Below are 13,354 nucleotides of genomic sequence, written 5' to 3' on the forward strand. Positions count from 1 at the left end.
CATTTCTATACCAGTTTCAAAATTATTGCGGAAAGCTCCGCTTATTAAGCTTGTAAACATAAACTAAAATTTCAGCAACCGGACCATATTGTTCGGCCGGAATTAACTGTCCAATCTCTACAGCTGCATACAATGCACGCGCCAGCGGCCTGTTTTCCACCACAGACACGCCATTTTCCTCTGCCACTGCGACAATACGCAGCGCCAACTCGTCCTGACCCTTGGCCACCACGACCGGCGCGGCATCCTGCCCCGGCTTATATCTGAGCGCGACCGCAAAGTGGGTCGGGTTACGGATGACGACATCCGCGCCCGGAACAGCCTGCATCATGCGGGACTGCGCCATTTTGCGCTGCGCTTCCTTGATTTTGCCCTTGATTTTCGGATCACCTTCGGTCTGTTTATACTCTTCCTTGATTTCCTGCTTGGACATTTTGAGCTGACGCTCAAATTCCCACCATTGATATAAATAATCGAAGAAAGAAAGAACCAGAAATGCGACGCCAACCTCTAAAATCAGCTTAAAGCCTAAGTCGCGCATCGAGGTCAACGCAACGCCGATATCGCTGCTCATATAGCGCGAAAAAATCAGAAGCGATCCGCTGACAAACTTATAGATCAAAATCAGAAGGATCGTGATCTTCAGTACACCCTTGAGCGATTCAATAATGCTTTTTAATGAAAATAGCCGTTTAATGCCCTGCAACGGATTCAGACGGCTGAATTTCGGCTTCATGGATTCAAAAGAAACCAGCAGCCTGGTTTGCGCAAAGGTCGCAACCACAGCCGCCAGAACCGTGGCCAGCAACGGAATAGCAACCGACTGCGCCAACGCCATAATCGATTTGGTGCTCAGTTCAGTCCCAATGGCGCTCGCGCCGCCGGTCGGTACGCTGCCAACCAAACCAATGCAATAACGGACGATTCCAGTCATTGCATCCACCATCAATGAGAGTCCAAACCGCAGCGCAGCATAGCTTGCAAACAGCGTTGCCACCGCCACGACATCCTGACTCATCATGACGTTACCTTTTTTTCGCTCGTCACGTCGCCTTTTTGGTGTGGCTTTTTCTGTTTTTTCGTCCGCTCCGCCCGGCATGCTTGGTTCCCCCCTTTTGGCCTACCTAACCTCCCGCAACCACTTTCACAGCCTGCTCAATAGCGACCAGCATCTGTTTTTCCAGTCCAAGGACAAATTCGCCCATGAGCGGCAAAAGCAGGATCACCATAGCTAATCCCAAAATAATTTTCAGCTCAAAATTGATTGCGAAAACATTGATTTGAGGAATCACTTTCATCAAAATACCCATTCCCAACTGGCCAATCAGTTCAGCCGCAAGAATCGGTAAACACAACTTCATTGCCAGAACGGCACAGGATGCAAACATCTCCAGCACATAGGTGGATGCTGACGTGCCAAACGAGACGGCCCCATAAGGAATTACCTGTCCGGAGTTAAGCAGAATACGCAACAAGGTAATATGACCACCCGCAACGAAGAACAGCAGCGCCATCATGATATTGAGCAGCGTACCCGTCATGGAGACATTGGTCCCCATCGAAGGGTCATAAGTTTCTGACATATTCATGCCCATCTGCGCATCAATCATCTGGCCGGCCTGTAGAACCACATAAAAAAAGAAGTGGACCAATACAGCAACCAAATAACCTAAAGCAAGTTCGAGCAGCGAGCGGACGGCAAACTCAACCACCGTTGTCGGCACAGTCGGTAACGGCAGATCCGTTAAGGAATATACCGCCACGGCAAGCATCAGGCTTGCCCCTGCTTTCACCAAACCCGGGACACCAGATCGGCCTCCCAGCAGCGGATTAAATACCATAAACCCGGTCATGCGCATGAGGATAAAAAGGAACAGCGTCAGTTGTGCATCATCAATCATCGCGTTCGCTGTCCCCTTCCTTCTAAGCAATCATTTGGGTGAATATCATCCTGGTAAAATCCTGCACTGTATCGAGCATCCATGGGCCCGCAAGGAGGAGAAATGCAATGATTAACAAAAGCTTTGGAATAAAAGACAGCGTTTGTTCGTGAATCTGTGTTGCCGCCTGAAAAATTGCCACCAGAACACCAACCGCCATACTGGCAATCAGCATCGGTCCGCCAATTTTGAGCGCAACCCATATCCCCTCCCGTAGAATATCGATAATTTGGTTCTGATCCAACGCTCAACCTCCTCCCACATGCTATCGGAAGCCCTGCGCCAGCGTAGAGAACAAAAGCTGCCAGCCATCCACTGTAATAAACAGCAAAAGTTTAAACGGCATAGATATCATTGCCGGTGGCAACATAATCATACCCATACTCATCAGGGTCGAAGAAACCACAATATCAATCAGCATAAACGGAATATACAGGAAAAAGCCGATCTGAAATGCCGCTTTCAATTCGCTGGTCATATAAGACGGAATAATGACGCGCATGGAAAGCTCCATGGCCGCCTCATCCGTTGCTGGCTCGTCCACACCGGCCAAGTCACAGAACAAGGTCAGCGACGAACTCTCTGTATTCCGCAGCATGAACTCCTTCAAAGGAACCGATGCTCGATCAATTGCTTCCTCCTGCGTGATTTCCTGCCTTGTGTACGGCTCATATGCCGTCTGCTGGATCTGCGTCAGCACTGGATTCATGATGAACAGTGTCAGAAACAATGCAATACCGATTAGTACCATATTGGGCGGATTCTGCTGCGTTCCCATTGCCGTACGCAAAAAGGAAAGCGAAATGATGATTCGCGTAAACGAGGTCATCATGATTAGCATGGACGGCAGCAACGCAATGACAGTAGTCAGGAAAAGTATTTCCAGTGTTTGTACACTGTCGCCGTTTACATTGATCAGGCTATCCGGCATGAAACACTCTCCTTCCTACTTCCTGTCATTTTTTTTGCGCAGCACATCCGAAATAATATCAGAAAACTTCGGCGCAGCAGCTTCGCTGCTCACCTGTTTTGTCTGTCTCCAGATACGCGATTCTTCCTCTGACAACTCGGTGAGCAACGTAATTTGATCATCTGAAACACCAAGCACAAGCCAACGCAGCCCGACACGTGCCACGACCACCGCTTTGTTTTGTCCCAACGGAAGTCGATCGTAGAGGCGCATGTGACCGCCCGATGTCATGGTCCCGCCAAGATTGCCCATGGAGATGCGGCGTGTAAACCAATACGCCAGATATAAAATCACCGCAACGCACAGGCACATGCCAATTAAGGAAAGCCAGTTCATCCTTTTACGGCTGTCCTACGATAGAGCTCACCGTCTTGATGATGCGGTCCGGCTTAAACGGCTTTACAATAAAGTCCTTTGCACCAGATTTGATGGCTTCGATAACCATTGCCTCCTGACCCATTGCGGAGCACATGACGACCGACGCATTGGGATCCGCCTTGCGAATCGCCTTCAATGCCTCAAGACCGTCCATATTGGGCATCGTGATATCCATAATAACCAGATCCGGCTGAATTTCCGCATATTTGTTCACTGCTTCCGCGCCATCGCTGGCTTCGTATGTATCCGTATAGCCATTCTCGTTAAGCGTGTTTTTTACCATCATTCGCATGAATGCTGCATCATCTACTAACAAAATCTTTGCCATGGTTCATCCCATCCTTTTCGTTTTTCAAAATAATATATGAAGTATTATTGCTTATTAAAGGTCTTCCAACGCAAGAGGCTCAATTATTTCGGCAATGCGCAATCCAAAGTTATCATCCACCACGACGATATCGCCCTTGGCAATGCACTTACCATTGACATACAGATCCGCTCTGTCACCTGCCAATCGGTCCAGCACCACCAAAGAACCCTTGGTATAGTTCAAAATATCCTTCACACGCCGACGCGTCCGCCCGATCTCAACCGCAACATCAACCGGAACAGACATCAGCAGGTCCAGATTGCCCTCCTGCTCTTCATTCAAGTTGGTTGCATGTTCTTCGAATTTCGGCATAGCCGGCTTGGTTGTTTTAATGGTTTTCGGCTCCGGAGCCGCCTGTTGCTGCGGCGGCATATAGTACATAGGCGGATACGGCATCTGCATTCCATACGGCGGATATGGCATTGCAGCATATTGCTGCTGCATCTCCGGGGACATCTGCTGCATCGCTGCCTGCTGGGCTTGTGCTACAGGCTGCTGTACCGGTGTCTGCTGCGCAGGAGCTACTGTCGGCTGCTGCGCGGGAGCTGCAGCTACAGGCTGCTGTGGTGCCGGGGTTGCAGCAACCTGCGGCTGCGCAGGTTGTTCTGCCGGTGCGGCAGGCTGTGGTGCTGCATTTTGCTGCGCCTGCTCTTCCGCAAAGCTCTGCGCCATCAGCTTTTCAATCTCTTCCTGACTCAGAGGCGCGCCGCTACTGCTGGACGTCTCCGGTTCGGCTGCAGCGGCAGGCTGTGCAGCCGGCTGTTCTGCGGCCGCTTCGCCTTCCATGCCGACATCCTCCCCTTCAATACCAAAGCCTTTCAACAACTCTCGTACCAAGTCCATACTGAGCGCACTCATAAATTCGCTTTCCACCGCATCCTCAATGCTGAATTTAAAGCGAACTACGACCAGAATTCCGTTTGACGGGAAATACTTATTCACAAATTCCTCTAAGCTGCCAATTTCAAACGCCTGCGGCGTTGAAATATTGACCATTCTGTTAAGGAAATCGGACATTGCGGTAGACGCAGCACCCATCATCTGATTCATGACTTCGCAAATTGCGCTCATGTTCAGCTCATTGATTTCAAAATCCTCATCTTTTGTTGTGCTACCCATGAGGATATCAACAATTGCCCGCACATCGCTCCGCTTGAGCAGCATGATATTGCTGCCGCTGAGTCCTGCTACATAATCAATTTTTACACCAATAGCCGGCTGCAAATCGCCCAGCGTAAAATCCTTTGCAGATACTACGCTCACCGTTGGCGTTGTGATATCAACGCGACGTGCGAGCATATTGGAAACCGCAGTCGCGGAGGAGCCTAGACTGATATTAAAGATTTCCCCAATCGCATCAATCGCCATTGGGCTAAATACATTCGATCCCATTCTTACTGCCTCTCTCCTTCATCCTGCATATTTTCCATGTCGGATAGCACGTAAGTTTTATCTATCCGCACCGCTTTATTCTTTTGAAATACACCCATCTTGCCGTCGAACCATCGCTTTCCACCAATATTCAAAAAGATTTTTGAATCTTTTGGCTGATCCAGAAAGATTACATCACCAACATGCAGATGGTATATATCCTCCATCCGTAAGGTGGTATGCTGGAACTCCGCTGTAATCTCCAAATCTGAACCACGCAAGTAATCCATAATCTCTTCGCTATCATGTTGATTGGGTTGCCGGACGCTCGCCGTTTCCCGGTTCATCAAGCCGAACACATCACTGAGCATGGTACCCGGTAAGACAATGCTGAAGCGTCCTCTGCTCACCGGAGTACGAATCGTGATACCAACAATGACGACAGCCTCTTCCAATCCGATTAACTGCACCAAGGTAGGATTAACCTCAACCCTCTGGAATTTAAAATTGATATCAATATAATTCTTCCACGCACTGGACAGACTGTCAATCAAATTATTCATGAGATCCGTATACAGACGCAATTCAATGTCCGTATACTGATAGTCCGAACTCACTTCCCCCTCGGTTTCGCCGTCGCCACCAAGCAAACGGTCAAGCATACTCAACATGATGCCTGTCGTAATATGAAAGAGAATCGGTTCCTTTTCCGCCGTATCATCAAACGAATCCTCTGCAAGCGTTAATACATCCCGCTCTGATAAGGCGTTTGAAAATTCAAAATACCGCTGTTCTTCTACCGAATCAACCTCTAACTCGCACGACATGTGCAGCAACGCATTCAGCCGAGAGGATAGAATCCGCACATAGCTTTCAAAAATACTGCTGATCATCTTCAAGCGATCCCGCGTGAATTTTTTCGGGCTATAGAAATCGTATTTCGGATACTTCTTTTCCTCGGAATTATCCTTTTCGGTCGTTGTCACGTCCATGTCACCGTTTCGAGCGGCAGCAAGCAAGGCGTCGATCTGACTTTGTGATAAAACTTCAGACATTTATAACAAATCCTTTTACTCTTAACTCTACTCGGCTCCGCCTTCGCGTATCGTAAAATACTTATCCACGCTGGTTTCCGCGCTGTCCGGATTCATGCCGGTAATCATAATCTCCACACGGCGATTCTTGGCTCGCTCTGCGTCGCTATCAAAGCCAGCGATCGGGCGCCACTGACCATATCCGACGCTTACCAACTTATCCGGATCGATCACATTTTTTTCCTGCAAATATACCGTTACCGTTGCCGCACGGTTGGAGGAAAGAAAGCGGTCCACTGTAGGATTATTGGGTTTTGACGGATCGCCCTGCGACGTATGACCCATCACGCGCATCTCATCAATCAGGTCGCTCTGCGGTGCAATCGCATTTGCCACCTCATCGAGCATACGCTTTCCCGAATCCAACAGCACGTAGCTGTCACCTTCAAAAAATACTGCATCGCGGAACGTAATAAATACATAATCCGCACCTTGTGTAATTGACATCTGCTGCTGCAGATTGTTTTTTTCGCTGTATTCATTGAGCGCCATTGCAATTTGATTGAGCGCCGCAGTCACGTCCTGCTGCGAAATCTGGTCAGAATCCTTTTCATCATTCTCCTGACCGGTTCCCTCGCCGGGAGTACCCATCGTTTCCGATGCAGTTTCACGCTTAAAACTTTGCACAATCATTGCCCATTTGGTTTCATTGATGGTGGACATACTATACAGCAGAACGAAAAAGCAGAGAAGCAGCGTGACCATATCGCCATATGTATCCTGCCAGTTAGCTCCGCCCCCACCCTTTCTCCGTCTTTTCACATCTGCGACTTCCTTTCTCTTGCTACCGAAGCTGAGTTCTTATTCCGACTCTTTTCCTCGGCCCCCGCGTCCTTTTTTCTTCTCAGAGCCGCCACCTGTCGCATTCTGCTCCAGATAACCCTCCAGCTTTTCCCGAATAAACTTCGGATTTTCACCGGACTGAATTGCCATAACGCCTTCAACAATCAGCTGTCTGCAAAGGCATTCTTCCTCATCTCGGGTACGCAAATTGTTGGCAATCGGGTTAAATATAAGATTTGCCAAAATAACGCCATAGAAAGTGGTAATCAACGCGGTACCCATATCTTTACCAATGCTGGACGAACCACTTTCCGGGTCCATATTGACCAGCATGTTGATCAGACCGATCAGGGTACCAACCATACCGAATGCCGGTGCGGCAGCCGATGCCTTTTCATACATCGAAGCAACGTCATCATGGCGCGTACTCAGCTGCTCAATATCGCTTGTCAGCATATCGCGTACCTTATCCGAATCGTTACCATCTACGATCAACATGATACTCTTTTGGAAAAATGGATCTTCCAGTTGATTTGCGCGTTCTTCCAACGCCAACAAGCCGTTTTTACGGGCAATCTGCGCAAATTCAACGACCTCGTCGATCACTTCTGTTGGATTAAATTTCTTTTGGTTAAAAATAATTCCAATATGCTTTGGGAATTTTGCCAACATTTTTCCAGGATGACCTGCAATAATGGTTGCCAAGGTGCCGCCCAAAACAATAAAGACACTGGCAGCATCACCAAAGTTGGCCAACTGCGTAAAATCAAACGGTCCCGGATCGCCGCCAATCGACATACCTAAGATCAGCAGAACAAAGCCGCCGACAATGCCCAGAATAAAAGTTAAATTCATTTTCTAACACGTCCCCCAATCTGAATCCGTCTAAAAGACGAGTTGTCAGAATGCAGTTCTATCTATATTCAGTCTCCGCGTTTATCGGAGATCGTGATTTCACGGTAAATATCCCGCACTCTTGCGGTGTAGTTTTCAATCTGGCGAACCACCGCCTCCGGCGTTTCCCTTACAATGTAATAATCATGATTCATCATTATGATTTTGGTTTCAGGAATCATCTCAATTGTCTCGATCTGCATATGGTTTAGCAAAAATGGTTCCCTGTTCAATTTAGTCAGCCGGATCATGTCATTCACCTTTCCCCACTTCAAAAGATTTTAGGACTGGGGGGACGTAACACACGCCCCCCCGGCCGCCTGTCTTTACGTAATATAACTCTTTAAAGAGAACAATTACCGCTTCATGCTGACCAAATCGGACAACATTTCATCTGTAACAGTGATAATTTTGGTATTGGCCTGAAAACCGCGCTGTGTCGTGATCAAATCGGCAAATTCCGTTGCGATATCCGTCTTGGAGGATTCCAAGCCGCCGGACAAAATCTGCGTATCGCCTGCACCTGTCAAGGTGATTCGATCCGGGTTTGTAGCATTTGTATTATTATTCAAATCACCCGTTACAGCCCCACCACAGGTACCGACAACAACATCGCCTGCGTTATTGCCCGCCTGATAGTAGCCGTCACTAAGTTTTGTAAGACCATTGGGGTTAACAACGCTGCCAATCGGAATGATACCGACTGTAACCGCGACATTATCCTGTGTTACTGCAGTGATAACACCATTCTGATCGACACTCAAGTTAACGCTTTGCACATTAACACGCTTGTTTTGATCAACAGCAGTGCCGCCAATATCTGCCGGATATCCCTGCGCATTGGTATCAGCCGCTATCTCGGGATACAATGCACCGCCTTCTTTGATACCCGTAGTGGTATCGCTTGCCGGCGCCGTAACTGGCAACCGAATCGGACGCAGGCAAGTATCCCACTTCACACTGCCATCGGCATTTTCAGCCATGGTTCCATCCGCATTACCCTGCGGCATAAAACCGTAAACACAATAGCCGTTACTATCAACCAGATAGCCGTCTTTATCCAAACCGAAATTGCCAACTCGTTTGAGAGTCAGATTGTTCGGATCCGGCTCATAACCAATCGCCGGATCCGGCTTCGGGCCAACCATAAAGAAGCCGTTACCATCCAGATAAAGGTGAGAATTGATGCCGGTCGGTGCATAGGTGCCGCCGGTCATATTCAGATCAATCGAAGCAACCTGAGAGCCATAACCAATCTGCGATGCGTTGGTACCGCCATATTGGTTGCCGCCCGCCGTGCTGTTGCTGATCGAAGTATACATGGACTCGCTGAACGAAGTAACGCCCGGCTTAAAACCATATGTATTGGCATTAGCGATATTGTTGCCAATTACATTCATTTTCTGCATGTGGGTCTGCAGACCCGCAATTGCAGCGTACATAGAACCTGTCATAAGTTTAATTTGCTCCTTCCAATTCATACGGCGCAGTCGGAAACCGGTCATACGGACAGGCTTCCAAAGCACCCTAAAAAGGACCTGCTTTCTTACTTGAGAAGAACAGCACCGTCTATATTGGTAAATACATTGTCACGCATCTCATCTTGTGAAATAGCTGTAATCACTCTGTTTTGCGGCACATTCACGATAAATGCACGTCCTGCATCCAGCACCAAAATATTTTTGGCACCTTTTTCCTGTGCCTTACCGACAGAATACGCAAGCTGGCTCATCAGATCGTCGGTCATTTCAATGCCCCGCTCCTCTGCGCGCTGCTGTGCATGCTTGGAGAACTCCACGGTTGGCATTGTCTGCTGCGCCGTGCCAAGCTGCTCCATGCGCTGCCGGAGCAGATCACCAAACGTACCTGTTGAAACTTGCGACGTCTGCTGCACCTGCTGACCAAGTGAACTGCTGCCACTAATTCGGTCAATCATATTTTCTCGCCGTCCTCGCCGGAACCCGACGTATCAGATCCACCGGTTCCGTCTGTCCCATCGGTTCCATCAGTCCCTTCCGATGGTGTTTCCTCTGTCGGCGGCAACTCACCAACTGCCATAATGGAGCTAAGTGCGTATTTCTTGCCATTCACAAAAATAACCTGCTCGCCGTTATACGTTCCTGTACCTGTCACTTCGCCAACAATTTCCTTCAAGCCGCTGGCGCTGGTATATTCGCCGATCGTAACCGTTTTGCCAACCAACGAAGCCGCATAGGACATCGTAGCCGCATCCGTCATGGTAGCCATAGCCTGAATCGTCGACATCGAAATCAACTGATTCATCATATCGCTCGTGGAAGCCGGATTATCAATATCCTGATTCTGGAACTGCACAATCATCAGCTGAAGAAAATCCTCCATTGTCAGCGTCAGATTATCCGCGCTGCTATCCTTCAAATAACCGACGTTATTGTCTGTATCTGAACTGGAGGTCTTAGTTGTCTGCGTATTGGAATTGCTAGCATATGTACTCTGGTTGGAAGTTCTAGCTATCGTAGGGGTAAATAAATCGCTCATTGTATCTTCTCACTTCCTTTCCATCAAATCGTATCCAGTTGATAAAGCCCTAAGCGCAGCTGACCCAAAAAGCTGTCCTGCTCCGCCTTACTCTGCTGCGGATGGGATTGCTGCTCCTGCTGTTGCCGGTTCTGCTGGTTGTGACCATCGTACTGCGGCTGCTCCTGCTCCTGCTGCTGCACCTGAATTTGAACCGTCTGACCAGTACGGTCTTCCAGTAATGCACCCAGATTGCCCGCATGCTGCGCCAGCAAGGAAGTAGTCTTCGCATTATCCGCATAAATCACAAGGCCCATCTTGCTGCCATGCTGAACTAACTCAATCGTAATGTGACCGAGATTTTCCGGCTGCAGCTGAATTTGAACCTTATCGCCTACAGTATTCAGATTCGCCTTAATCGTATCTGCAAGCTGCTTTTCCATATCAGGCGCACTGGTATCAACTGTCGGCGCAGCTTCACCAACCTTGACCGGCACCGTCTCCACATCATGGAACAAAGGCTGCTCCTGCTGCGTCATAACAACAGGCTGATCATCCTGCTGGTTTGCTTGCACCAGCTTCTGTCCAGCTGCGGTGTCTGTAGTCGGCTGCTGCTCGGTATGCGACGCTGCATCCTGCAAGCCTTGCTGCTGTACACCCTCCTGCGGCACGACGACCTCGGGAGCGGTCTGCACCTGCTCAGTCGCTGTCTGCTGCGGTACCTGTACTGCCGGCTGCGCAGTCTCCTGCTGTACTGCCGGAGCCATCGTTTCTGCTGCAACCGCTGTCTGCACGGTCTGCGTAACAGCCACATCCACCGTAGGCATAGCGGATACCATCATATTATCCACATTCTCCTGCGCTGGCTGCTGCACCGCAACATCCTGCACTACATACGGCTGGAGCAACATGGCCGCCAATGCCTGCCGCACATCATCCGATACTTCCGGGACATTCTCCTGCGGAGCTTGCTCGGTCTGCTGTACCTTGTCATTCTGTGTCGGCTTGGACTGTGTCTGCTGGTTATTCGAGTTGGGTTTATTGGACGATACCGCTTCTTGCTTTTGCGACATCATATCCTGAAAAGAATCTCCATTCGAATCCTTGCCTATATCCGAGCCGGACACCTGACCTTGCTGCATCATGAGCTGCATCATCATGTTGATCTGCTCCATATTCATTCCTCTCTCACCTCCTTTCACCTGAGAATAAAGACAGGCGCGGCTTTCACAGCAACAACGCCCGCAGCATCCACTTAATGGACAGCCGCGCCTGCCATCACGCGAGCGTTGGATACAAACTCATCAATAAACTGTTCTTCGCTCTTCTGCACGGATTTCTGATAAAGCTTCCATTTTTTCTCTTTGAGCTTTTCAATGGTCGCCTTATCTGTTTTGGCATGAATCACTTCATTCCGCTTGCTTTCCTCTTCTTTTTTACGCAAAGCCAGCGTTTCCCGTGCTTTTTCAATTTCTTTCTCCTGCACGCGCAGCATCAGGTCAAATCCGACTGCGTCTGCAATCGTCATCCCCTGCCGCTTTCTGTCTCGATATTCTTCGTTTACCTCATCAAACCGCTGCTGCAGAGCTGCGACAACTGCTTCCTGTTCACGCACACGCGCAATTGCAGCTGCATGCTCAATGCGGAGCGTATCCAGAAGCTGCTCTCGGTAATGCAACACCGTCTCCATTGAAAAACGAAACTTCTTCATTGGAATCATCCCCTTTTCTTTCGTATTCCATTACGAATCACTGTAAAATCGACTCCAACTGATGCAGGCTTTCATCATAACTGAAAGATTCATTAATGCCTTGCATCAAAAATGCGTTGATCTGATCAATTTTGGAAATCGCATAGTCCAGCCGCGGGTTTGTTCCTGCCTTGTAGGCACCAATGGATAACAAATCCTCGTTTTTTTCATAGACACTCAGGATATCGCGCAATTTACTGGCCAGTTCCCTGTGTTTGGGCGAAACAATCTCAACCATCAAACGGGAAATACTTGCCGAAACATCAATCGCCGGGAAATGGTTTGCGTTAGCCAGTTTGCGAGACAAAACGATATGACCATCCAGAATACCGCGGACGGTATCGGCAATTGGTTCGTTGGTATCGTCGCCCTCTACCAGCACGGTGTAAACACCAGTGATGGATCCGCGTTCAAAGTTACCGCTTCGCTCCAGCAATTTGGGAAGCTCTGCATAAATGGACGGCGTATAGCCGCGTGCCACCGGCGGTTCACCAACTGCAAGACCGATTTCACGCTGCGCCATGGCAAAACGTGTCAACGAGTCCATCATCAGTAGAACGTCTTTGCCCTGATCTCGGAAATACTCCGCAATGGCCGTCGCAACTGACGGACATTTCATTCGCAGCATAGCAGGCTGGTCGGACGTCGCAACCACCAACACCGAACGGCGCATGCCTTCCTCCCCCAAATCCTTTTGGACGAATTCGAGCACCTCTCGTCCGCGCTCGCCAACCAGTGCAATCACGTTGATGTCGGTTTTCACATTCTTTGCAATCATACCCATCAGCGTGGATTTACCGACACCTGAACCAGCAAAAATACCGATACGCTGTCCCTTGCCAATCGTCAGCGTGGAATCAATGGCACGCACACCAAAATCCACACGCTCCCGAATCGGCGGGCGCGTCAACGGGTTAATATATGGGCTGTCCACATAGTAGCTGTCTCCTTCCGGGAAAGGTTCCAGTCCGTCAATGGGTTTGCCCATGGCATTGATGATTCTCCCGCGCAGGAAATCTCCTACCTGTAAACGCAGCCGACGTCCGGTATTGCGGACAAAGCTGCCGGGTGCAAGTCCATTCATATTCTGATATGGCATCAGCAGCATACGGTCGCTCTTGAAACCGACCACCTCAGCCAACACCTGACTGTTTGACTCCGCAGAGTAGATACGGCAAATATCGCCGATCGCCCCGCGGCCACCCGACGCTTCGATTGACATACCAACGATGTTCTCGATTTTGCCGGTGCGGCTCAACATATCGCCATCTTTAATTTGTTGAATGACTTGCTCAAACATAGGTTTTT

At 49.2% G+C, this 13,354-nt stretch carries 17 protein-coding genes; all 17 read right to left on the reverse strand.

Features of this window, described 5'->3' with window-relative positions; genetic code table 11:
* Nucleotides 1-22 precede the first annotated feature (22 nt).
* Nucleotides 23-1,099, reverse strand: coding sequence for a flagellar biosynthesis protein FlhB (flhB, locus tag ACESSO_RS00750; RefSeq protein ID WP_373163129.1), 1,077 nt, complete (start codon nt 1,097-1,099; stop codon nt 23-25).
* Nucleotides 1,100-1,124: 25 nt separating this feature from the next.
* On the reverse strand, nt 1,125-1,901 hold the full coding sequence (locus tag ACESSO_RS00755; RefSeq protein WP_373163131.1) for a flagellar biosynthetic protein FliR: 777 nt from the start codon (nt 1,899-1,901) through the stop codon (nt 1,125-1,127).
* A 22-nt stretch (nt 1,902-1,923) separates the two neighbouring features.
* Nucleotides 1,924-2,184 carry a flagellar biosynthesis protein FliQ gene (gene fliQ / locus ACESSO_RS00760; RefSeq protein ID WP_373163132.1) on the reverse strand — a complete coding sequence of 87 codons (261 nt, stop codon included), beginning with the start codon at nt 2,182-2,184 and terminating at the stop codon, nt 1,924-1,926.
* A gap of 21 nt (nt 2,185-2,205) precedes the next feature.
* A complete protein-coding gene (gene fliP / locus ACESSO_RS00765; RefSeq protein WP_373163133.1) occupies nt 2,206-2,871 on the reverse strand; it encodes a flagellar type III secretion system pore protein FliP in 666 nt (221 codons plus the stop codon).
* Nucleotides 2,872-2,886: 15 nt separating this feature from the next.
* A complete protein-coding gene (gene fliO / locus ACESSO_RS00770; protein ID WP_373163134.1) occupies nt 2,887-3,246 on the reverse strand; it encodes a flagellar biosynthetic protein FliO in 360 nt (119 codons plus the stop codon).
* A 4-nt stretch (nt 3,247-3,250) separates the two neighbouring features.
* Nucleotides 3,251-3,616 carry a response regulator gene (locus tag ACESSO_RS00775; protein WP_297275120.1) on the reverse strand — a complete coding sequence of 122 codons (366 nt, stop codon included), beginning with the start codon at nt 3,614-3,616 and terminating at the stop codon, nt 3,251-3,253.
* A gap of 54 nt (nt 3,617-3,670) precedes the next feature.
* Complete coding sequence (gene fliY / locus ACESSO_RS00780; RefSeq protein ID WP_373163135.1) at nt 3,671-5,050, reverse strand: flagellar motor switch phosphatase FliY; 1,380 nt, start codon at nt 5,048-5,050, stop codon at nt 3,671-3,673.
* A gap of 2 nt (nt 5,051-5,052) precedes the next feature.
* Complete coding sequence (locus ACESSO_RS00785) at nt 5,053-6,084, reverse strand: flagellar motor switch protein FliM (protein WP_373163136.1); 1,032 nt, start codon at nt 6,082-6,084, stop codon at nt 5,053-5,055.
* A 27-nt stretch (nt 6,085-6,111) separates the two neighbouring features.
* Nucleotides 6,112-6,885, reverse strand: coding sequence for a flagellar motor protein MotB (locus ACESSO_RS00790; protein WP_373163137.1), 774 nt, complete (start codon nt 6,883-6,885; stop codon nt 6,112-6,114).
* A gap of 39 nt (nt 6,886-6,924) precedes the next feature.
* Entirely contained in the window at nt 6,925-7,761 is an 837-nt protein-coding gene (locus ACESSO_RS00795; protein ID WP_373163138.1) for a motility protein A, read from the reverse strand.
* 68 nt (nt 7,762-7,829) lie between these two features.
* The gene (locus ACESSO_RS00800; RefSeq protein WP_373163139.1) at nt 7,830-8,003 is read right to left on the reverse strand and encodes a flagellar FlbD family protein; all 174 of its coding nucleotides are present in this window, start codon (nt 8,001-8,003) and stop codon (nt 7,830-7,832) included.
* A 153-nt stretch (nt 8,004-8,156) separates the two neighbouring features.
* Nucleotides 8,157-9,254, reverse strand: coding sequence for a flagellar hook-basal body complex protein (locus ACESSO_RS00805; RefSeq protein ID WP_373163140.1), 1,098 nt, complete (start codon nt 9,252-9,254; stop codon nt 8,157-8,159).
* A 92-nt stretch (nt 9,255-9,346) separates the two neighbouring features.
* On the reverse strand, nt 9,347-9,736 hold the full coding sequence (locus tag ACESSO_RS00810) for a TIGR02530 family flagellar biosynthesis protein (RefSeq protein WP_373163141.1): 390 nt from the start codon (nt 9,734-9,736) through the stop codon (nt 9,347-9,349).
* Nucleotides 9,733-10,317 carry a flagellar hook capping FlgD N-terminal domain-containing protein gene (locus tag ACESSO_RS00815; RefSeq protein ID WP_373163142.1) on the reverse strand — a complete coding sequence of 195 codons (585 nt, stop codon included), beginning with the start codon at nt 10,315-10,317 and terminating at the stop codon, nt 9,733-9,735. The genes ACESSO_RS00810 and ACESSO_RS00815 overlap by 4 nt, the downstream gene beginning before the upstream one ends.
* A 23-nt stretch (nt 10,318-10,340) precedes the next feature.
* Nucleotides 10,341-11,477, reverse strand: coding sequence for a flagellar hook-length control protein FliK (locus tag ACESSO_RS00820; RefSeq protein ID WP_373163143.1), 1,137 nt, complete (start codon nt 11,475-11,477; stop codon nt 10,341-10,343).
* Between the two features lie 74 nt (nt 11,478-11,551).
* Nucleotides 11,552-12,007, reverse strand: a complete 456-nt coding sequence (fliJ, locus tag ACESSO_RS00825; protein ID WP_373163144.1) for a flagellar export protein FliJ — start codon at nt 12,005-12,007, stop codon at nt 11,552-11,554.
* Between the two features lie 37 nt (nt 12,008-12,044).
* Nucleotides 12,045-13,346 (reverse strand): flagellar protein export ATPase FliI, encoded by a 1,302-nt coding sequence (gene fliI, locus ACESSO_RS00830; protein ID WP_373163145.1) that lies wholly within the window; start codon nt 13,344-13,346, stop codon nt 12,045-12,047.
* Nucleotides 13,347-13,354: the final 8 nt, after the last annotated feature.

Origin of the sequence: Agathobaculum sp. Marseille-P7918 (assembly GCF_964248325.1) — a bacterium.
Taxonomy (GTDB): Bacteria; Bacillota; Clostridia; order Oscillospirales; family Butyricicoccaceae; genus Agathobaculum.